At 55.5% G+C, this 20,666-nt stretch carries 23 protein-coding genes; 16 read left to right on the top strand and 7 right to left on the bottom strand.

What is annotated here, in order from left to right:
- Positions 1-3: 3 nt before the first annotated feature.
- Both Q0915_RS10670 and Q0915_RS10675 read right to left on the bottom strand, forming a co-directional pair.
- Positions 4-1,242 carry a multidrug effflux MFS transporter gene (locus Q0915_RS10670; RefSeq protein ID WP_299471160.1) on the bottom strand — a complete coding sequence of 413 codons (1,239 nt, stop codon included), beginning with the start codon at positions 1,240-1,242 and terminating at the stop codon, positions 4-6.
- Between the two features lie 328 nt (positions 1,243-1,570).
- Complete coding sequence (locus Q0915_RS10675; protein WP_299471162.1) at positions 1,571-2,713, bottom strand: Mrp/NBP35 family ATP-binding protein; 1,143 nt, start codon at positions 2,711-2,713, stop codon at positions 1,571-1,573.
- A 247-nt stretch (positions 2,714-2,960) separates the two neighbouring features.
- On the opposite strand from Q0915_RS10675, the gene Q0915_RS10680 reads away from it, so the two are divergent.
- The 7 genes from Q0915_RS10680 to glp all read left to right on the top strand — a co-directional run bounded on the left by Q0915_RS10680 (position 2,961) and on the right by glp (position 8,506).
- Complete coding sequence (locus tag Q0915_RS10680; protein WP_299471164.1) at positions 2,961-3,641, top strand: SDR family oxidoreductase; 681 nt, start codon at positions 2,961-2,963, stop codon at positions 3,639-3,641.
- Between the two features lie 35 nt (positions 3,642-3,676).
- Positions 3,677-4,267 carry a GNAT family protein gene (locus Q0915_RS10685; protein WP_299471166.1) on the top strand — a complete coding sequence of 197 codons (591 nt, stop codon included), beginning with the start codon at positions 3,677-3,679 and terminating at the stop codon, positions 4,265-4,267.
- Between the two features lie 207 nt (positions 4,268-4,474).
- Complete coding sequence (locus tag Q0915_RS10690) at positions 4,475-4,933, top strand: BLUF domain-containing protein (RefSeq protein ID WP_299471168.1); 459 nt, start codon at positions 4,475-4,477, stop codon at positions 4,931-4,933.
- Positions 4,934-5,167: 234 nt separating this feature from the next.
- Positions 5,168-6,064, top strand: a complete 897-nt coding sequence (gene fdhD, locus Q0915_RS10695) for a formate dehydrogenase accessory sulfurtransferase FdhD (RefSeq protein WP_299471170.1) — start codon at positions 5,168-5,170, stop codon at positions 6,062-6,064.
- Entirely contained in the window at positions 6,064-6,714 is a 651-nt protein-coding gene (mobA, locus tag Q0915_RS10700) for a molybdenum cofactor guanylyltransferase MobA (protein WP_299471172.1), read from the top strand. The genes fdhD and mobA overlap by 1 nt, the downstream gene beginning before the upstream one ends.
- Entirely contained in the window at positions 6,711-7,232 is a 522-nt protein-coding gene (gene mobB, locus Q0915_RS10705) for a molybdopterin-guanine dinucleotide biosynthesis protein B (RefSeq protein WP_299471174.1), read from the top strand. The genes mobA and mobB overlap by 4 nt, the downstream gene beginning before the upstream one ends.
- Complete coding sequence (glp, locus tag Q0915_RS10710; RefSeq protein ID WP_299471176.1) at positions 7,229-8,506, top strand: gephyrin-like molybdotransferase Glp; 1,278 nt, start codon at positions 7,229-7,231, stop codon at positions 8,504-8,506. The genes mobB and glp overlap by 4 nt, the downstream gene beginning before the upstream one ends.
- 39 nt (positions 8,507-8,545) lie before the next feature.
- Here glp and Q0915_RS10715 read toward each other — a convergent pair whose 3' ends face one another.
- Entirely contained in the window at positions 8,546-9,541 is a 996-nt protein-coding gene (locus Q0915_RS10715) for an MBL fold metallo-hydrolase (RefSeq protein WP_299471177.1), read from the bottom strand.
- 181 nt (positions 9,542-9,722) lie between these two features.
- On the opposite strand from Q0915_RS10715, the gene Q0915_RS10720 reads away from it, so the two are divergent.
- Positions 9,723-10,649, top strand: coding sequence for a LysR family transcriptional regulator (locus Q0915_RS10720; RefSeq protein WP_299471179.1), 927 nt, complete (start codon positions 9,723-9,725; stop codon positions 10,647-10,649).
- A 10-nt stretch (positions 10,650-10,659) separates the two neighbouring features.
- Here the strand turns inward: Q0915_RS10720 and Q0915_RS10725 are convergent, their stop codons facing one another.
- Positions 10,660-11,307, bottom strand: coding sequence for a glutathione S-transferase family protein (locus Q0915_RS10725; protein WP_299471181.1), 648 nt, complete (start codon positions 11,305-11,307; stop codon positions 10,660-10,662).
- Positions 11,308-11,707: 400 nt separating this feature from the next.
- Between Q0915_RS10725 and Q0915_RS10730 the strand changes: the two genes are divergently transcribed.
- The 4 genes from Q0915_RS10730 to Q0915_RS10745 all read left to right on the top strand — a co-directional run bounded on the left by Q0915_RS10730 (position 11,708) and on the right by Q0915_RS10745 (position 15,361).
- Positions 11,708-12,484: an ABC transporter substrate-binding protein gene (locus Q0915_RS10730; protein ID WP_299471183.1), complete on the top strand. Its 777-nt coding sequence runs from the start codon at positions 11,708-11,710 to the stop codon at positions 12,482-12,484.
- Positions 12,485-12,614: 130 nt separating this feature from the next.
- Positions 12,615-13,328, top strand: a complete 714-nt coding sequence (locus tag Q0915_RS10735) for an ABC transporter permease (protein WP_299472307.1) — start codon at positions 12,615-12,617, stop codon at positions 13,326-13,328.
- On the top strand, positions 13,325-14,152 hold the full coding sequence (locus tag Q0915_RS10740) for an ABC transporter permease (RefSeq protein ID WP_299471185.1): 828 nt from the start codon (positions 13,325-13,327) through the stop codon (positions 14,150-14,152). The genes Q0915_RS10735 and Q0915_RS10740 overlap by 4 nt, the downstream gene beginning before the upstream one ends.
- Positions 14,153-14,194: 42 nt before the next feature.
- Positions 14,195-15,361 (top strand): PLP-dependent aspartate aminotransferase family protein, encoded by a 1,167-nt coding sequence (locus Q0915_RS10745; protein WP_299471186.1) that lies wholly within the window; start codon positions 14,195-14,197, stop codon positions 15,359-15,361.
- A 114-nt stretch (positions 15,362-15,475) separates the two neighbouring features.
- On the opposite strand, the gene Q0915_RS10750 is transcribed toward Q0915_RS10745, so the two are convergent.
- Together Q0915_RS10750 and grxC are read right to left on the bottom strand one after the other, a co-directional pair.
- Positions 15,476-16,045, bottom strand: a complete 570-nt coding sequence (locus tag Q0915_RS10750; protein ID WP_299471188.1) for a hypothetical protein — start codon at positions 16,043-16,045, stop codon at positions 15,476-15,478.
- 140 nt (positions 16,046-16,185) lie between these two features.
- Positions 16,186-17,037, bottom strand: coding sequence for a glutaredoxin 3 (grxC, locus tag Q0915_RS10760; protein WP_366525282.1), 852 nt, complete (start codon positions 17,035-17,037; stop codon positions 16,186-16,188).
- Positions 17,038-17,420: 383 nt separating this feature from the next.
- On the opposite strand from grxC, the gene Q0915_RS10765 reads away from it, so the two are divergent.
- On the top strand, positions 17,421-17,720 hold the full coding sequence (locus tag Q0915_RS10765; protein WP_299471192.1) for a hypothetical protein: 300 nt from the start codon (positions 17,421-17,423) through the stop codon (positions 17,718-17,720).
- A 50-nt stretch (positions 17,721-17,770) separates the two neighbouring features.
- Here the strand turns inward: Q0915_RS10765 and Q0915_RS10770 are convergent, their stop codons facing one another.
- On the bottom strand, positions 17,771-18,685 hold the full coding sequence (locus Q0915_RS10770) for a LysR family transcriptional regulator (protein ID WP_299471194.1): 915 nt from the start codon (positions 18,683-18,685) through the stop codon (positions 17,771-17,773).
- Positions 18,686-18,783: 98 nt separating this feature from the next.
- On the opposite strand from Q0915_RS10770, the gene Q0915_RS10775 reads away from it, so the two are divergent.
- The 3 genes from Q0915_RS10775 to Q0915_RS10785 all read left to right on the top strand — a co-directional run bounded on the left by Q0915_RS10775 (position 18,784) and on the right by Q0915_RS10785 (position 20,659).
- Complete coding sequence (locus Q0915_RS10775) at positions 18,784-18,936, top strand: hypothetical protein (protein WP_299471196.1); 153 nt, start codon at positions 18,784-18,786, stop codon at positions 18,934-18,936.
- A 123-nt stretch (positions 18,937-19,059) separates the two neighbouring features.
- Positions 19,060-19,941, top strand: a complete 882-nt coding sequence (locus tag Q0915_RS10780; protein WP_299471198.1) for an NAD(P)-dependent oxidoreductase — start codon at positions 19,060-19,062, stop codon at positions 19,939-19,941.
- A 55-nt stretch (positions 19,942-19,996) separates the two neighbouring features.
- Positions 19,997-20,659, top strand: coding sequence for a DNA alkylation repair protein (locus Q0915_RS10785; protein ID WP_299544275.1), 663 nt, complete (start codon positions 19,997-19,999; stop codon positions 20,657-20,659).
- Positions 20,660-20,666 lie beyond the last annotated feature (7 nt).

Genomic DNA, 20,666 nt, shown 5'->3' on the forward strand with positions numbered 1-20,666 from the left:
CGCTCATTCCGCAGGCATCAGTTCCTGAGCACCTTCGACGCGCTTGATTGAGAGCGCGGCGAACAGACTGATCACGATACCTATTGCCATGATCAGGATCATGCTCCAGGGAGAGCCCGCAAGGAAGCTTTCAGCAAACAGCCAGGCCACGAGCGAGCCGGCGAATGCGCCCATACCGACCTGCATCGACGTGACTAGTCCGGATGCCGCACCGGCGAGTTTCGGACGAACGCTGACGGCACCCGAGATCGCACTCGGGAGGCAGACACCGTTACCAAGTCCCAAAACGAACATCGGCAGAAACAGGCTTGCTGCCGTTACGATGCCGAAATAAGCAAAGCCGCCTATCAGGCAGACCGAGAACACACTTATGAGCGTTCCCGTCAATATCATCGGATAAAGGCCAATCCGCGCTGCAAATCGGCCGGATATGTAATTACCGACAATGTATCCAAGGGCAACGAACATGAAGTAGAAGCCCATCTCCGCTGCACTTAGAGACAGAAGTTGCGCGGCAATGAAAGGAGCTCCACCGAGATAGGCAAAATAGGTCAGCGCTGAGAATGCAGCCGTCAGTGCATAGCTCCAGAAGAGACGCTCCTTTATCAGGATGCCATAGGAACGAAGAACCTGCCCCGGACCGACACGGCTGCGATGACGGTTTGTTTCCGGCAGCAGGAAAATGCTGGCTGCCAAAACGGCTAACCCAATCAGCAACAGCAGAAAGAAGCCGCCCTGCCATCCGTAGAACTGGTCAAGCAGCCCCCCGACCGCCGGCGCGATGGTGGGCATCACTGCCATGCCCATTGTCACATAGCCGATCATGCTTGCCGATTGCCTTGGACCGTAAATGTCGCGGACAATGGCACGCCCGAGGACCATACCGGTACACCCACCGGCCGCCTGAAGAACGCGGGCTGCAATCAGGGCTTCGATTGTCGGTGCAATCAGGCACAGGATGCTGCCGAGGACGAACAAAACCATGCCGACCACAATTACCGGACGGCGGCCAAACTGGTCTGACAACGGACCCCAGAAGAGTTGCGAGACAGCGACAGCGATAAAATAGGCCGACATGGAGAGTTGGATTTCACCTGCAGACGCCGAGAAGACAATCATCATCCCGGCCAGCGAGGGCAAATAGATCTGCATCGCCAAGGGGCTGACCGTTGAAATCGCGATCAGCACGCCAATGGAAGGAACACCTTCATTTTGCACTGGTTTTGAATGGCGAAGTGCCATGCCCGCTGATGTACCTTCTACATAGAATTGAAGAGTCGAATGACTCAACGGAGGGTACTCTAAGCACGTGGCGTGATCAGCGCGTGAAACCCCAGATAACGCTAGGTAAACCTGTTAATATCCGGCGGCAGGCAAGGAACGGTCCGCGCGTAACATACCTCATAAATATCTGTAAAATAATATCTTTACGCAGAGACCATTCAGTCCAGCCTACTGAATTGAACAGCCGTTTTCACCAGCTGACGTGACAGGGTCGCAAGCCCAAAAAGAAGGAGAACCCGTTTTGGCCGGTGTTGGTACCGGCCAAAACGAGTTTCATTGCCATGCATTAATCGAAGACGATTTTGGGCGCGCTGCGATCAGCATTGGCCGCAGGGTCCTCAATCGCGGACACGACCTGTGCCGCGATCTGCTTGTAGATCGCGGCAACCGGCCCCTCGGGGTCGGAAACCACAATGGGTGTTCCCGCATCAGACGTTTCCCGGATTTTCATGGTCAAAGGAATTTCGCCCAGGAACGGGACGCCAAGTCTGGTCGCTTCCGCACGTGCGCCGCCATGACCGAAGATATCATGCCGGCTGCCGCAGTCCGGGCACATGAAATAGCTCATGTTTTCGATGATGCCGAGAACGGGAACATCGACACGCTTGAACATATTCAGCCCCTTGCGCGCGTCGATCAGGGCGAGATCCTGCGGCGTGGACACGATAACAGCGCCTGCAAGCGGCACCTGTTGCGCCATTGTCAGCTGGGCATCGCCTGTTCCAGGAGGCATGTCGACAACCAGAACATCAAGATCTCCCCAGGCGACTTCCCTCAACATTTGAGTAAGCGCCGATATGACCATCGGACCACGCCAGATCATCGGGGTTTCCTCTTCGACCATGAACCCCATCGACATCACCTTGATGCCATAACCTTCCAGCGGTTTCAGAATCCGACCGGAAACCGACTCGGGCCTGCCCGACACATTGAACAACCTCGGCACCGACGGACCGTAGATGTCTGCGTCCAGCACGCCCACCTTCAGGCCGTTGGACGCCATGCCGAGCGCAAGGTTTGCCGTTGTGGTCGATTTGCCAACACCGCCCTTTCCGGATGCGACGGCGACAATGTGTTTGATCCCCGGAACACCGGGCTTTGGTGTGGCCTGCTCTTCCGCCCCCCTCTGAGGCTGGCGTGGCGCAGGCTTTGTCGGCGTATTGCGTGCGCCGCCCGGCGCGCGTTCGGCTGTGAGGGCAACCATCGCGTTTTCAACGCCATCGACTTCACGGACCACTTTTTCCGCAGCCTGGCGTAAGGGCTCGAGTTCCTGCGCCCTTTCGGCCGGCACCGTTATGGAGAAGGCGACACGGCCATCCGACACGAAAACGTCGGAGACAAGACCGAGCGAAATGATATCCCCTTCCAGATCCGGGCCCTTGATTTGCCGCAGCTTTTCGATGACCGCATTTTTGGTTGTTTCGCTCATAGACAGGTCCTGTTGTTTCACCTGCAAAATAGCAAGTGAGCTGGTATTTTGAACGGAAACTTAATTTCCACGGCGACAAAAACAACCTGCCAAATTGCTGCAATTGCCTAATTGGGACAGCGGCAGCCATTTCTTGCTTCTTTTATTCGGATGAAAAAGATCAAAGCGGGTTGCGTACGAGAGCTCCGGAGATAGTCTGAGCCACCAATTCACACCGTTCCGGTTCGCAATAAATTCAGGACGATCAATGCCCACATGCCTTATCACCGCAACCAATCGCGGGATCGGATTCGAACTTGCTCGTGCAGCACTCTCAGATGGTTGGCAAGTGTTTGGTTCTGTCAGAACACCTGACGCTGCCCGCCAGAGCGCCGAGCAGCTTGGCCAAGATTACATTCCTCTGGTTTTCGACGTGACGGATCGAGAGGCCTTAAGCGCTGTTGCTCATGAAATACCGGGAAAACTGGACCTTCTGATCAACAACGCGGGCGTCCTCTCAAGGGAGCGGAACTCGCCGCTGGACATGGATTTCGATGTCTTCCTGAAAACGCTTGAGGTCAATACGCTCGCACCGCTTGCGGTTTCCCAGGCGTTTCTGCCGCATCTTCGCAAATCTGACAGCGCCAGAATCCTGACGATCTCAAGCCAGATGTCGTGGATGGGTTATCGCAAATCGGACGCGCTCTCCTATCGCGTCTCAAAAGCCGCGGTCAACAAGGTCATGCAAGGCCTTTCGACCGAGCTCGAACCGGAGGGTATTCCCGTCGCCCTGATCGATCCGGGCTGGGTGCGGACGGATATGGGTGGCCTCGGCGCTGACAATGATGCCGCTGTGGTTGCCAAAGGGATACTGAACGTTGCTTCCTCGCTGCAGCTAACCGACACAGGCAAGTTTTTCAAATGGAGCGGTGAAGAACGGCCGTTCTAACGCAATCCGCACCCTATCCATGTTGGAGTATCTGAATGAGCTGGCCTCCTGCAATCACCTTGAACGGCACGCATGCATCGCTCACCCCGCTTTCGCAAGCTCACGCGGCCGAGCTTGCCGAAGCATGTGCGGAAGCTGACCTCTGGAAGGCCTGGTACACTTCCATACCTTCTCCAGATCAGGTGTCACACGAAATCGATCGGCGTCTTGCGCTTCAAAAGACAGGATCCATGCTGCCGTTCGCAGTGCTGACGCCGGACGGCAAGGCAGTCGGCATGACCACATACATGAACATCGACGCGGTACATAAGAGAGTGGAAATCGGCTCGACCTGGTATCGCAAGTCCGTTCAGCGCACACCGCTCAATACTGAATGCAAGCTCATGCTACTCGCCCATGCCTTTGAAGATCTTGACTGCATTGCGGTAGAATTCCGCACTCATTTCATGAACAGGCAAAGCCGCACAGCGATCGAGCGTCTTGGGGCAAAGCTAGATGGCGTGCTCAGATCCCATCAGCGAACAGCGGACGGTTCGCTTCGAGATACGGCCGTTTATTCGATTCTCGCGCACGAATGGCCAGCAGTTAAAAATGGGTTGAACTTCAAGCTAACCGAGTATCGCTGAGCCGGACTTTCCACACAAAGATCAGGAACGGTTGTTTTACACAGCTTTCTTTAACCAAGAACGCATCTGTGAAGCACAACTTTTCCCGGAACCTTGGGATATTCGTGTTGTTTTCCACGCTCTTCTTTGAAATTGACTAAGATTTTAAGCAATTGTGAGGAATTGAAGCGCAGGCTGGTTCTATCGGCAAAAACGATTGGACACGCAATGGAGCTTTACCGCGCTTGCTATCGCAGCAAAATCAAATGGGGAAACATGCGTTTACCCCTTCCCGACGAAATCGACAGGACCCTGCTTCGGATCCGCCGGATCAACCGGAAGGCCGGTGTGACGGGTGCGCTTTTGCTTGTGGACCAGCACATCATTCAAGTGCTCGAAGGCCAGACAGGACAGGTCCTGGACACGGTCTACTGTGTGATGAATGATCCGCGGTTGAACGACATCGAAGGCATCATTCACGAACCGGTCGACTTTCGTCTGTTTCCGAATTCACTGATGTTCTTCCGAGATCTGACCGACGGCGTCGCTGCCTCGCAATATCCCGTTCTGCGTCCGCTGCTTGATCATCCCGCAGAAGTAACGCGCGACGAGGCCTATTTGGCGTTCAGTCACTTTGCTTCGGAACTGCAGGCGGGCAGACTGACCAACGACATGCTGATGATCTGATCTATTGGTCTTATCGCTCTTTTGAGCAAACGCCTTTTGTCAGGTCGTGCGCGCATGAATGACAAATCCCGGGATCAGGGTGAATTTCGGCTCCATGCTGTCCAGTGCCCACCCTGTTCTTCCCGGGTCTCGCGACGTTAAGGTCGTTTGCCGATTTGGACACAAGCGTCTCTTTTGCAAAGTAAGTTCTTGCCCTTCCCCTTTTGCGTCCCATAGTGTTTCGAAAACAGATACATGTGGAGTCGCGCGCCTTTGTCAGGCCCTTACCTGCTGCAACCCGATCCTCTGGATTCCAGGCTTTCAACCTCCGTCAGCGGCACAGACCAGAACGGAGCTGTTGTTGAAACACGGGTCGTAACCGAGAAGCCGTTGACGCTTTACCTGAATTCACAGGAAGTCGTCACCATGATGACTATCGGCGATCATCCCGACTTGCTAGCCGTCGGCTACCTTAAAAACCAGAACATGCTGGCGGAAGACGACGTCATCACCGGGATCGATTTTGACGAAGACCTCGATGTCGTTGTGGTGCGGACTGAGCGGGAAACGAATTTTGAGGAAAAACTCAAGAAGAAAGTCCGAACCTCAGGATGTGCCCAGGGCACTGTTTTCGGCGATGTCATGGAAGGCTTCGAGACAGTCTCTCTGGCACCGGATGCAAGGCTAAAGACTTCCTGGCTCTACGCTCTTACAAAAACCATCAACACAACTCCTTCGCTTTACCTGGAGGCGGGTGCGATCCACGGCTGCGTTCTGTGCCGAGAGGACACGCCTCTGGTTTATATGGAAGATGTCGGCCGGCACAATGCAGTCGACAAGATCGCGGGCTGGATGGTGCTGAACGAAGTCCCGGCGGAGGACAAGATGTTTTACACCACCGGCCGGTTGACATCCGAAATGGTCATAAAGACCGTCATGATGGGGATCCCCATCCTTGTTTCGCGATCAGGTTTCACGGCCTGGGGTGTCGAGTTGGCCCGGCAGGCAGGCCTAACCCTGATCGGACGCGCCAGAGGCAAGCGCTTTGTTGCGCTGTCAGGTGCCGAACGCATCGATTTCGATATGGATCCGGGCAGTGCGGATGACGAACCTGAGAAGGTGAAACGAAAAGGGAGTTTGGCAGCAAAATGATGGCGAAGCGGAAAGCTTTGACCGCAGACAAGGTGCTCGGCTGTGTTTTGGCGGGCGGCCAATCCAGACGTATGGGCGGAGGCGACAAAAGCCTTTTGGATCTCGGCGGAAAATCCATGCTGGACATAATTCTTGCCAGGTTGTCACCTCAGGTTCCGAACATCATCTTGAATGCCAATGGCGATCCTCAAAGGTTCGCTCGGTATGAACTGCCCGTTATGGCGGATCCGATTGGCGAATTTGCCGGACCATTGGCAGGTGTTCTTGCAGGACTGACCTATGCCGCCGAAAACTGTCCAGGCGTCAGCCACGTGGTCTCTGTTGCCGGCGATACGCCGTTTTTTCCAACCGCGCTTGTTGAAAGCCTGATCGGCGCTGTTCCGGCAGATGAACCGGTGATCGCCCTTGCGTCCTCGTCCAGCAAACTCCATCCCGTGTTCGGGCTTTGGCCTGTCAGCCTTCTGAATGATCTTCAGACCTGGCTTCGAACCGGTCAAAGTGGAAAGGTTTTGGCATTTGTCGACCGGCACGACAGTGTCGAGGTTTCCTTTGATCTGGACCCGGCAACCGGGCTCGACCCGTTCTTCAATGCAAACCGGCCCGACGATCTGGCCACCGTACGCAAAACTCTGAGTGCCTGCTTCTCATGACACATACACCCGTCTTCGGTATCACGGGCTGGAAGAACTCCGGCAAGACGCAGCTCGTGACCCGTCTGGTTGCCGAATTCACGGCCCGCGGGTTCAAGGTGTCAACGGTGAAACACGCACACCACAATTTTGATATCGACCGGCCCGGTGCCGACAGCTACAGGCACCGGGAAGCCGGGGCAAGCGAAGTCGCTCTTGTCTCGGGACGACGATGGGCCCTCATGCACGAACTTCGAAACGAAGAAGAACCACCTCTTGAAGATATCCTCGCCCGTCTGGCTCCATGCGATCTCATTTTGATCGAAGGCTACAAGCGCGAAAACCATCCCAAGATCGAGGCGCGTCGCACCGAAACCGTCGATCGGGGACCTCTCGCACCGAAGGACCCAAATATTTTAGCCGTCGCTGCCGACCATCCCCTGCCCAACGAAGCTCTTCCGGCTTTCGATCTCGACGACGTCGCCTCTATGGCCGATTTCATTCAAGATCACCTCAAGCTCAGCGGAACGGCACCATGACGGCAAAAACCCTGCTGGACGATTGCTTCCTGCATGACAAGGATCGTCTGAGGCACGCTGAAGCCCTCGAGATCCTCAAGAGCAGACTCACCGCTATTACCGGAATTGAAACGGTCAGGCTTGAAGATGCTCTGGAACGCATTCTGGCTGAAGACCTCACAGCTCCACGTAATGTTCCCCTGGCGGATAATTCAGCGGTCGACGGATACGCCTTCCGGCACGCGGATTTCGACGAAGCCGGAGGTTTTTTCCGTCTACAGCAGCGCGTTGCCGCTGGGCACGCGAGCAACACCCTGCTAGGGCCATGGGCGGCAGCCCGCATATTCACCGGTGCCGTCATGCCTCCCGGATCCGACACCGTCGCGATGCAGGAAGATTGTGAAACGCACGTTCAGGACGGCGAGAATTTCGTTATCGTGCCACAGGGCCTGAAGAAAGGTGCAAATTGCCGGAAGGCTGGCGAGGATGTCGCGGAAGGCGCATCTATTTTGCAATCAGGACAAAGACTGCGCCCGCAGGATCTTGCCGCAATTGCTTCAACCGGACAGCCTGATGTGCAAGCCTACACAAAACTGAATGTTGCGCTCATCTCGACGGGAGATGAACTGCGGCGCCCCGGCGAGCTGATCACGGTTGGCGACGTTTATGATGCCAATCATTTCCTCTTGCGAGGTCTGGCCGACACAGTCCCCGTCAACATCGAGGATCTCGGGATCCTGAAAGACGATGAAGACGTGGTCGAGGGAACCTTGCGTGACGCGGCTGCGAAGTTCGACATCATCCTGACAACAGGAGGGGCAAGCCGTGGAGAAGAAGACCACGTGCTTCATGCTCTCGACAGGCTCGGCAACAGGCATATGTGGCAGCTGGCCATCAAGCCCGGCCGGCCAATGATGTTCGGAAACATCGGATCGTGCGTTTTCCTCGGTTTGCCGGGCAATCCGGTTGCGGCGATGGTGTGCTTTCTTCTTTATGCACGCCCGGTGATCAGCGTGCTTGCGGGCGGTCCGTTTCTTGAGCCACAAGCGTTTCCGTTGCCGGCGGCATTTGACATTCCGAAAAAGAAGGCGGACAGGCGCGAATTCTACCGTGGCTTTTTGCAAACAGACGAACACGGCAGAACCTGTGCCCAGAAGTTCATGCGCGACGGTTCGGGCCTGATCACGGGGCTGCGCGAAGCAGACGGTCTCATCGAAATCCCTGAAGATGTCACGCACATCAAGAAGGGCGACACCGTCGCCTTTCTTCCGTTTTCCGGGTTCGGCATAAGGTGAGCCCGGCAGTTTCCCGCCGGGCGCAATAACGGCAGCTTATCAATAGGCGTAAGGCCAGTTCGCCGGCACAAAGCGGTAGGTATCACCGGTCTTCACGACCCGTCCCATGCCCGGGAAGGGAATATGAGCACCGGCAAAGAACAATTTCTCGCTCGCGGCCTGGTCGAAGAATTTCTGGCGCGTTTGAGCCGCCTGGGCGGAATCGATGTCGAAGCCGATGCCCCAGTCCGGTTTGTCGAACTGATACACCGTCATGTGAATGATGTCGCCCGCGACCACCAGGGTTTCCCCATTGCTGTCAAAGACATATCCGGTATGACCAGGTGTGTGACCAGGCAACGCCATCGACCGAACGCCAGGCATCAGTTCCTTGTCGCCCGAGAACAGCGTCTGATTGCCCTTGTAGGCATCAGCTGCCTGGCGCGCACCGAGAAAGAAGGTTTTGAACTGTTCCGGTGCACCATTCATCGCAGCGTCGTCAAACCAGAAAGCATTATCGACTTCCGGGAGAATGAGCTCGGCATTGGCGAACACTCTGTTGCCATCGCCATCCACTGCACCGAACAGGTGGTCCGGATGCATGTGGGTGATCATTATCGCATCGATTTGGTCAGGCGATACACCCGCGGCTTCCAGCGCGGACGGCAAACGCCCCATTGTCGGGCCGAGGGCATCGGACGTACCGGCATCAACCAGCACAAGGCGTTCGCCCGTATTGACCAGATAGGCATTCACCGGGATGCGCAGAGCGTCCCCATCGATGAGCGCTGCTTCGCGCAAGCGCTGACCTTCGTCCGCGTCGTAGCCGACAACCACTTCCGGAGTGACATCGAGGTAACCGTCCAATAGAGCGGTAACTTCCATGTCACCCACCTTGTAGCGCAATGCACCGGCCATCGGCTCGCCAGCCTTCGGTGCTGCTGCGTTCGCTGCGCCAGGCACAAAAGTGACACCGCCAGCGGCTGCAAGCGCGCCTGCCCCGGCCGCCGCGCCCAGAAGAGATCGTCTGGAGAGAGAGAGATTGGATTGGGTCATGTAGTGCCTCCCGGCTTGACCTGAAGAAGATGCTTTTGAAGAACCCCGGCCGTGACACCGGTGGGGCTCTCTAGAAAGTGTTTCATTCGACGCGGTTTAGAAGAGCTGCAAGCCTTATAAAACTCATAAGCAAGAGTTATATATCGGCCCGGTACCCACGCTCTTTGGAATGCGAGATAATATGGACAAGCTCAGCGCGCTTTCCGGATTCGTTCAGTCGGTCAATCTTGGAAGTTTTTCCGCCGCGGCCAAGCACCTCGGCGTTTCCCAGCCCGCTATCAGTCAGCAGGTCAGGAGCCTGGAGGACCAGCTCGGCGCTCGTCTCTTGAACCGCACCACCCGGCAATTGCGTCTGACCGAAGCAGGTGAGCGTTACTATGCTTACGCACGCGATATCCTGGAGCGGCTCGTGGAGGCCGACAGAGCGGTTCAAAGCGATGAGGCCCAAATGTCGGGACAGCTCTCGATCGGGCTGCCACTCGGATTTGCAGAGAGCGTCCTGTCGGATTTCCTGATCCGCTTCAAGAAAGAGCACCCCTGCCTCGTCCTCGATGTTTCAATGTCCGATCAGTTCGTTGACGTTATCCAGGAGCGTCTCGACCTTTCCATCCGCATGGGCGAAATCAAGGACGAACGGCTGATCGTGCGACGGCTGGGCGTCGCACAGCGGTGCCTGGTCGCTTCACCCGATTATCTGGCGAGGAAAGGTCGTCCGCGCCACCCGGCAGATCTGCCGGATCACGACTACCTGCTTTACAAGAACATCTCGACCGGCGACCGCGTGCCTTTCATAAGCAAGCTCGGGGAAAAACTATCCATCAAGATCGCCCCCACAATGATCGTCAACAACTCAGCGACATTGCGCCAGGCGGCGCTTGCAGGTCTTGGAATTTCGATCGCCAACCGCTGGCTGATCGAGCCTTACCTGTCGACGGGCGAGCTGGAACTGGTGCTGCCGGAGTGGCAGTACCCGCCGCATCCGATTCATGCGGTCTATCCGTCCAACCGGTTCATTCCGACCAAGGTTCGCCGGTTCGTTGATCAGCTTCAGGCTTATTTCAGGGAAAAAGGCGCCCTGGACCAGTCGTTCCACGGCAAGGCAAATTGAAAGGTCTCGCCTAGACCTCGTCCACCGCGACGTACCAGGTTTCCTTCAGCGCGTCCGCTTCCCAGGCTTGCCAGGCGTCCGTTCCTGTCAGGGCCGCATGATATTGCTGGTAAACCGGAGCATCCGTCAAAGTGTAGGTCGCGAACCTGCTGACGACCGGCGCATACATGGCGTCGGCTATGGTGAAATCACCAAAGAGGAAAGGACCGCCTGAATTCTCCAGGCATTCACTCCAGATCTCGAGGATTCGCTCGATATCCGCAGTAACGGCCACGTCCACGGCCAAAACCTCTATTGGGCGACGCATATTCATTGGGCATGCGTTGCGCAGGGCGGAAAAACCGGAATGCATCTCGGCAGATACGGCGCGGGCCGTGGCACGTGCTCTTTTGTCTTCCGGCCAGAGACCTTTTTCCGGGAAACAATCGGCAGCGTATTCAAGTATCGCCAGACTGTCCCAGACCGTCAGATCGCCGTCTTTAAGAACGGGGACTTTCATGCTCGGAGAAAACGCACGGAACTCGGGATTCCCGTTTTCAAAATCAAAGGGAACAAGTTTCTCCTCGAACGGGATCTTCTTGTGGCGAAGGGCGATCCAAGGCCGCAGTGACCAGGACGAATAGTTCTTGTTTCCGATGAAGAGTTCGAAAGATGTCATCCTGCACTCCTGCTTCGCGGCCAATAGCACTTATAAAAATCGGGCGATCCGAATTTGCGTTTGACCATTGCTAGTGGGTTGGAGCTGCGAGAACCAATTCAACTGTTTCATGGTTTGATGAACAAGTTTGATCCATCGCCTCTTCGCTCCCCCTGTGGAGAGGCCGATACCACACCCTCGCCACTGCCCGGAAAACGGTCGGATTGTACTTTCAACTCACAGCCTAGCGATGCCTTCCCCACGGGCACACACGCGCAAGGCGCGAAAAACACAAAATTGCACTGTGTTTTTTTCGTAGGCATGCTTGAAATTTAGTCGGAAGTGTATGGAATAGGGCCATCGGGCAAAAAGGCGGGACGAACCCGCTTGCGCCGCGAACAAAATATTAGGGGAATTGAAAATGCGTGTTTTGCGTATGGCTGCAGCCGCTGTTGCTGTTCTGGCTGCCGTTGGCGGCGCTCAGGCGAAAGATTGGTCAAAGGTCCGTATCGGCACTGAAGGCGCCTACCCTCCATTCAACAATATGACGGCAAACGGTGATCTGGTCGGTTTTGATATCGACGTCGCCAAGGCTCTTTGTGAAGAAATGAAGGTCGAGTGTGAATTCGTCATCTCTGATTGGGACGGCATCATTCCAGGCCTGCAAGCCGGAAAATTTGACGCGATTATCGCGTCAATGTCCATCACAGACGAGCGTAAAGAAAAAGTAGACTTCACCAACAAGTACTACAATACACCGCCTGCTATCGCTGTGCTGAAGGAGTCAAAACTGGCCGGCACGACCGACGCAGATCTGGACGGGGCGAAGTTGGGTGCACAGTCTGCATCGACGCACTCGAACTATGCTGAAGAGAAACTGTCTTCTGCGAGCCTGAGCCTTTATCCAACCGCGGAAGAATACAAGCTCGATTTGTCCAGTGGCCGACTGGATGCTGTCATCGATGACGTTGTCGTGCTTTCGGAGTGGCTGGGGACAGAAGACGGAACTTGCTGCAAAATTCTTGGAACTCTCACACCGGACCCTGTCATCAATGGTGAAGGCGCAGGTATTGCCATTCGCAAGGACGATGGCGAGTTGAAAGAAATGTTCAACAAGGCCCTCGAGACAATATTGGCAAATGGAAAATACAAAGAAATCAACGACACGTATTTCACATTTGATGTCTATGGTGGCTGAGTTTGTTAACTTAGCAACTTGATTCAAGCGCGGCGCGCTCACACGTGCCGCGTTTTTTGTGATTGAAGAATGTATCTTCAGCCGACTTGGGACCTTTTCATCAAATTCCAGAAGAAAGTTTCAATGGCCCATGAATGAAATATTGACGCTTTTGTCCTTCGGGGATGAAGGCTGGGGTGATCAAATCGCCAGAGGCGTGCTTGTGACGGTTTCTCTGGCGGTTGTAACTTTACCCTTCGGGCTTGTGCTTGGCTTTTTTATTGCGCTCGCAAAAAACTCTTCCGAACCCAGTTTGAAGCTAGCGTCGAATATCTACACAACAATTTTTCGCGGCCTTCCCGAACTGCTTACGCTTTTTCTGGTTTTTTACGGGCTTCAGATTGGACTTCAACTAGCGCTCAAACTAATGGGTTTCGAAGTCGCAATTGAGGTCAATTCCTTCGCGGCCGGAGTGGTCGCTCTTTCCGTTGTATTCTCATCTTATGCTTCAGAGGCGTTTTTGTCGGCGTTTCGCGGCATACCGCAAGGACAATATGAAGGCGGATACGCTCTTGGACTTTCAAAAACACAGACACTCGGACTTGTGGTCCTGCCACAACTCATACGACTTGCGCTTCCTGCGCTTGGGAACCTTTGGTTAATTCTTCTCAAAGATACCGCACTTGTCTCTGTGATTGGCCTCGAAGATCTGCTGCGTATGTCCGGCATTGCGGCACGGGTGACTAAAGAACCATTCCTATTCTTTGGTTTGGCATGTCTGATTTATCTTGTTCTTGCAATGTTGTCTTCCACGGGTCTCGTGCGCATTGAGCGCTGGTCGAAACGGGGAGACGTTTCAAAGTGATAGCAGCCTCCCCTGAAACTGGAAAAACGCGCCCGCCATCTCCACCACGCCCTTGGACCAATACACGTATTGCAGGCCACGTGCTGATGGTGGTTTGGATCCTTTCGGGCATTTCCCTGATCTACTATCTGGGCTCCAACATTCAGAGCACGTTTTTCCAAAAATACTGGTTCAAGTTTGTAGTGGGGTTCGTCGTTACGCTTCAGATTGTGTCGGTCTCACTTCTTATTGGCGCTATTTTGAGCCTTGTGATCGCACTTGCCAGGAATTCAAAACAAAAAATCTTTGCTTGGCCCGCGTACGCTTATGTCTATTTCTTTCGCGGCACACCGCTCATAGCGCAGACATTTTTGATCTATTACGGAGCGGGTTCATTCAGACATGAACTCGAAGCTGTTGGTCTTTGGACTTTTTTCCGGGAGGCCTGGTATTGTGTCATTTTGGCGTTTTCGCTGAATACGTCAGCATATCAGGCGGAGATCCTGCGTGGTGCTATTCTGAATGTTCCGAAGGGGCAGTGGGAAGGAGCATCCGCACTGGGGCTTTCACGACCCGTTACGTTTTTCAAGGTCATTCTGCCGCAAGCACTGATGGTCGCGCTTCGTCCCTACGGCAACGAGATCATTCTAATGATCAAGGGGTCGGCAATCGCGTCCATCGTCACGATCTATGATCTGATGGGTGAGACACGACGCGCCTATTCCCGTTCCTATGACTTTCAAGCCTATATCTGGGCGGCCGTCCTCTATCTTCTCATCGTGGAAACGCTTCGCCGGGTCTGGGACAAGATTGAAGCGCGTCTCACCCGCCACCTGAAGCGCTAATCTCGGTCGCCATTTCCAAACGCAAGAACCCGACAAGGTCACATGTCCAAATCTCCAACTCAAAGCGCCGGTCTTCATCCCGACAGCCTTCTTGCGCATGCCGGTGGTGGCTTTGACCCGGCGACGGGCGCTGTCGTTCCGCCGATCCAGACGGCGACGACATTCGTGCGCGATGAAGACTACCAACCAGTTCTCGCCGGTCACATTTACAGCCGGGACAGCAATACGCTTTACGATAAAACGGAGAAGCTGATCGCCTCTCTCGAAGAAGGTGCACAGAGCCGCCTGTTCGCTTCAGGCATGGCTGCAATCGCGGCGATTATTCGCAGCGTCAAGCCGGGTGGAACGGTGCTGGCGCAGTCCGGTATCTATTGGGGCACAACTCTTTTTCTTCGCAAGCACTGCGCGCGCAACAACATAGTGCTCGTGGAGGCTGACGCGAGTGATCTGGAAGCTTTTCGTGACGAGTTTTCGATCACACAGCCCGACATGGTCTGGCTTGAAGTGCCCAGCAATCCCTTTTTGAAGGTTGCGGACATTCGGGAGATCTCAAAACTCTGCAAACGCGGGAACGCAGTCCTTGCCGTTGATGCAACTGCGGCAACACCCCTGATCCTGAAACCCCTCGCCTTCGGCGCGGATCTCGTCGTGCATGCCGCCACGAAGGCCCTCAATGGCCATTCCGACCTGCTCGGCGGTGTGGTGACGGTCGCTGATCCGGCCAGCGAAACCTGGACATTCATTTGCGAGGAGCGACAGAACGCCGGTGCGGTGCTGGGTTCCTTCGAAACCTGGCTGTTGCTCCGCGGGCTTCGAACTTTGGCCCTTCGTGTTGAAAGAATGAATGCCAATGCCATCCATCTGGCAAACTTTCTCCAAACACACACGAACGTCGAGGCAGTGCTTTATCCCGGACTTTCAAACCACCCGCAGCACGAACTGGCCAAGTCCCAGATGACCGGCGGCTTCGGGTCGCTGATGTCCGTGCTTGTCAAAGGCAACGAAGGGTCTGCGCTGAAAGTTGCCGGAAATCTGGATGTCTTCCAGCGAGCCACGTCTCTTGGTGGGACGGAAAGCCTCGTGGAGCACCGGTACACGATCGAAGGTGAAGGCTCGGGCATCCCGGAAAACCTTCTTCGCCTTTCGATCGGGATAGAACACGGACCGGATCTCGTTGCGGACATGGATCAGGCGCTGACTTCGATTTAGCCGCTTTTCTGCAAAGTCAGTGCGATCTCGAGTGCGACGCCGTGTCGGCCGTATTTGAGGTCGGCTCCCTAGACATCTGGGCATCGCAACCATCCGAAGCGTCTGGTCGAAAGGTCACTCCAATTCCCGGTGTCGTTCATGAATTCCTTCGCGCGACAGGACCAGCCATGCGTCCCGCGCCGCCTCAATGGGCCGGACAATCATGACACCGTTGGCGTTGGCATAGCGTCGCTGTGTGAGGGCACTGTCCCAATTCCGCTGCAGCAGTCCCTCAAAGGCGGCAACCGTCGAATTCACCTCGATGACCTCGTCGAACTCCGAAAGCGTCATGTAAGGACGTGTTGCAGGATGAAGCGCTATGGTTCTCGGCCGCTCGATATCGGACCGTCTCAAAACAGCCAAGGCCTCGCTGCTGGCAATAAAGGTGTCGGTCAAAAGGATACCGTGGACGTATTGGGCTATTGCGACCATCTCCGCAGCATCCGGATGAGCGGCGCAAATCATCAAATGCGTGGCATCTCCCTTGACGCAACGCTCCAGCATGCCGCTTGCATCCGCCGCATAAAGTATCTGCGCCTTACTTCGGCGTTCTCTGAGATGGTTGCGCAACACAAAATCATGGTTGGTGCCTTCGCGGCCCAATGTGACGTAAATCGCTTCGTCTTCCGCGCGTGAGTGTTGCAATTGCTTCCCCCCTAACCGAACGGATGTCCGTATTTCGCTGAGATCTTGTATTGTGTGAACCGGACTTCATCGCCCTGCCCGTTTTACCGCAGCCGGGACATCAATCCGGATCAGGCTCGCAATGCCCCCTTTCACCAGCGCTATGTCTTCTTACCCGCAAGCAATGCCTCCAGCCGATCGCCGTTCTCAAGCGCAGCCAGGTCATCGCCCCCACCGATGTGGGTTGGGCCGACAAAAATCTGCGGAACCGTGCGGCGGCCATTACTGCGTGCAACCATGACATTCGCCGCTTCCGGATCGCGCTGAACGTCAACCTCGACAAAAGGCACCTCGTTTTTCTCCAGGAGCGCCATTGCTGCGCGGCAATGGGGGCAACCGGGCGCTGTGTAAATCAGAACGCCGGGTCCATGCTCGCGAGCCACATTGTCCTGAAGCCATGCGATTACCTCGGCAGCCGACCTGTTGGGCGGGAACACAGGGTAAAATACTTGCTCAACGGTGCCGTCCTTGACGATAAGGGTAATTCGTTTGATCAGCCGCATGCCCTCCGCCACCACGGTCGGCAGACGCATGGCGTCGGAGAGTTCGAAATCAGCGTCGCTCAGGATCGGAAATGACAGATCCAGGCGATTGGAAAGCTCGTTCTGATACGCGGAGGTCTGCGTGCTCAAGCCGAACACTGTCACTCCGAAGGCCGCAAACACATCCTGTTCGGCCTGAAACGATAATGTCTGCGGCGTGCATCCGCGCGCGCCGGGAATGTCGTTCCAGCCAGGCGGCAACTCGACGCCTGGAACGCCCGTCATCGGATAGGCATAGACGACCACTCGACCCGGCAGTTTGGACAGATCCACCCGGTCTCCGGACGTTGCGCGCAATCGAACAGCGGGCATTTTCATGCCCGTCAGATGATCTGCACCGCCATCGTCGGCCGGGCGCGGAAGATCGTCGGGAAGAACGAGTGGATTGGTCGTATTTTGCGCACCTGTCATGCGTTGTGTTCTCCGATTGCCTTCGTTTTCATGCCTCAAAAGAGGCCGCTCGGACAGATCCAGTATACGGATTAAGTCTGTACTGGTTGGGTCAAGGTGCTCCTGAAAGATGTGGATCTTTCGTTGATGCGCTGCGAGTGAGGCACGGATGCGTCCACTTCGCCTGGCGAATTGCAGCGCTCATTACGGCTGTCATATCCCGCCAGAAAGCAAAGGCTGCCTTTTGTCGGTCTTTCTCCGGATTTGCCGATACTGCGAGGCCGGATTTGCCCTGTGTTCCATTCAAACGCATTCGCGTGACAACAGTCACAGACAAAATCCGCTTCAGCGAATAGCGTCCTTTCTGAAGGCCAAGGCCTGTTTTTTAAGAAAGGATTTTCGTAATGCCACATTTCAAAACCTGGGATTTCCCAAGATATCAGGGGCTCGGTGCATCCAATGCTGACACTTTCGAATTTGTCAAAGACCTCAAGGACGAGACCGGACAGGATCCGACTTCCACCGATCTCACCGAATTCGACAATGGTCGACAAACCGCGTCTGATGGTGCCGTTCCAACAGAGGATTTTTCCCTGAACTTTGAAGAAATCAAGGTTACCTTTTCAGACGCTGCGGTTCTCGATTTCGAATTGACGGGAGACCCGGCGTTTTCACCAAGCATCATTGACGATTTTACATTTTAAGCCGATGAAAAACGGATAGGGCAAAGACCGGGCAATCGACGAGACAAAGTCTATGTGTCGAAATCCTGGCCGTGTGCCCTATTCGCATCTTCTCCGATCATGGTGCACAGCCAGGTCATCAGTTTCTTCAGGGGCGGACGCTTTACGCCCTGCCGCGTCAACATGTGATAGCCGGTTCCCGGGTCTTCTTCATCCTCGAAAAGCACCTGCAGGCTGCCGGCATCGATATCCGGCTTGATGAAGGCCTTTGCAGTCGCCGACACCCCCTCGCCGCGCCGCAGCCCCTCAAGGAGCATGTAACCTGGCAGATGGATGATGTTGAGCTTCTCGCAGGGCACGACTCCCTGATTTTCCATCCAGATCGCAAGTTCGTTGGTGCCGTATTCCTGCAGCCACGGAAAACCAAGAATGTCCTCAGGGCCGCTAATCGCCTTGTCGCCGATAAGACATCTCGCTGCGACGACGGCAAAGTTTGTGGGCAAAAGCATTTCGGAATCCAGACCGGGCCAGTCTCCCTTGCCGAAGCGGATCGCCAGGTCCGTACCACCCGGGGTCAGTTCAACGACCTCCGCCGTTGGATTGAGCATCAACTCTATGTCCGGGTGCTTCAGCCGGAAATCGTTGATGCGGGGCATCAGCCAACTGACCGCGAATGTGGGGGTCATGGTGATATTCAACGGCCTTGCCTGATCGTCCTTAAGCAGTGCATCGACGGATTCCCGAATGGCCTCAAATCCACCTTTCAGACCGCTGAACAGTTGCTCCCCCTCCAGCGTCAGGGCAACACCCCGGCCCTCCCGCACGATCAGCTTCAGCCCCATGAAACTCTCAAGGCTCCGGATCTGCTGACTGACGGCTGCGTGGGTGACATTAAGTTCCCGTCCTGCTGCCGAAAGACTTTTCGCTTCTGCAACGGCGGCAAACACTTTGAGACTGTTCAGTGGAGGGAGCGAACGCCAATCCATATGTTATTTTTCCTTACATATCTAAAATCTTCCTGACTCGCACTTTTCCATGTTCTTAGCCATATTCGTTACAGCAACGACGTGAGGAGTGTAAGTCAATGTTAGATATTTATGCACGTAGCTTCCTGGAAGCAACCCGTGTCGACACGACTGAACGGCAAGACCCGGCAACGAAGAAGCGTCTGGCGAAAGAAGCGGCTCAGGAAGCCATTCTCGACCGCATCTGGCGTCGCAGGCCTTATTGGCTCTGATCAAAGCACCTTTGCCGGCCGGCGATGCTGACAGGCGCCGGCAAATATCCTAAAACGCAGACGATAAATTCATCGAAAGGCCCGGTTCGCATACCGGGCCTTGTTCTGCGAAGGGAGCGCGTCATGGCAAAGGTTGCATTCATCGGTCTGGGTGTCATGGGATATCCGATGGCCGGCTACCTGAAAACCAAGGGCGGTCATGACGTGACGGTCTATAACCGCACAACGGCAAAGGCCGAGAAATGGGCAGCCGAATATGGCGGTGCATTTGCCGCAACACCGAAAGAGGCCGCAGATGGATGCGACTTCGTGTTTGCCTGTGTTGGCAACGATAATGACTTGCGTTCGGTCACCACGGGTGAAAACGGCGCATTCCACGCACTGAAGGAAGGCGCCATCTTCGTCGACAACACGACGGCCTCTGCAGATGTTGCCCGCGAACTCCATGCGGCTGCCAAAGCAAGGGGATGCGGTTTCATTGACGCGCCGGTTTCCGGTGGACAGGCGGGCGCTGAAAACGGCGCCCTTACTGTCATGTGTGGCGGTGATGCAAAGGATTTCGAGGCGGCTCAGCCGGTGATTGAGTGCTTTGCAAAATTCGTCGGCCTGATGGGTGACAGCGGCGCCGGGCAGTTGACCAAAATGGTCAATCAGATCTGCATCGCAGGGCTCGTTCAGGGCCTTTCCGAGGCGATCCACTTTGCAAAGAAAGCGGATCTGGACGTTGAAAAGGTAATCTCGGCCATTCGCGGCGGTGCCGCTCAGTCGTGGCAGATGGAAAACCGCTGGGAAACCATGCGCAACGGCCAATTCGAATTCGGATTTGCCGTGAATTGGATGCGCAAGGACCTCGGCATTTGTCTGCAGACTGCCAATGAAACCGGTGCCCGCCTGCCGGTTACGGCACTTGTCGATCAGTTTTATGGCGAGGTCCAGGCGATGGGCGGACAGCGCTGGGACACATCAAGCCTGATCGCGCGCCTGGAACACGCCGAAAAGAAATAGTCGTCCGCCCATGTCGTCAGCATCATCATCCGCGCCTGGCTGGACCGCCACAGCAGTGCTCGAGAGGCTCGAGGAGTTGGGCTCGGAAGAAAACCGAACCGGCTTGGCCCGGTTCGGGATCGACGCGAGCAGGGCATTTGGCGTTCCGCTTTCAATCCTGCGACCATTTGCAAAGGAAATCGCGGGATCGTCGGCCCTTGCTGGTGAACTTTGGGCATCGGGATTTCACGAAGCCCGTCTGCTTGCGATCCTGCTCACAAAGCCCAAGGACATGACACCTGACCTTGCGCAGTCTTGGCTCGAAGACATTCAGTCTTGGGATTTGTGCGACCAGCTCACCAATGTTCTGGCGAGGCGCAAAGACTCCGATGCCCTCGTTCAGGGTCTCGTCGGCGATGAACGGGAGTTTGTCAAACGCGCCGGGTTTGCGCTCATCGCCTGGCGCGCGGTTCACGCAAAATCATCACCAGACAGCGAGTTCATCGCCTATCTCGACCTGATCCGCGAAGCGTCGACTGACGAGCGTAACTTTGTCTGGAAGGCAGTCCACTGGGCCCTGCGCCAGATCGGCAAGCGGTCTGCAGAATTGCACGGTCCGGCTCTCGTCCTCGGCGAAGAACTTGCCTCTTCAAACGACAAAACAGCCCGCAAGATTGGCCGCGAAACTGTCAAAGAGCTTTCTTCCGACAAGGTGCGGGCACGCCTGTCGCTGACCTAGTTCATCC

This window comes from uncultured Roseibium sp. (genome assembly GCF_947494555.1).
In the GTDB taxonomy this organism is placed as follows: Bacteria; Pseudomonadota; Alphaproteobacteria; order Rhizobiales; family Stappiaceae; genus Roseibium.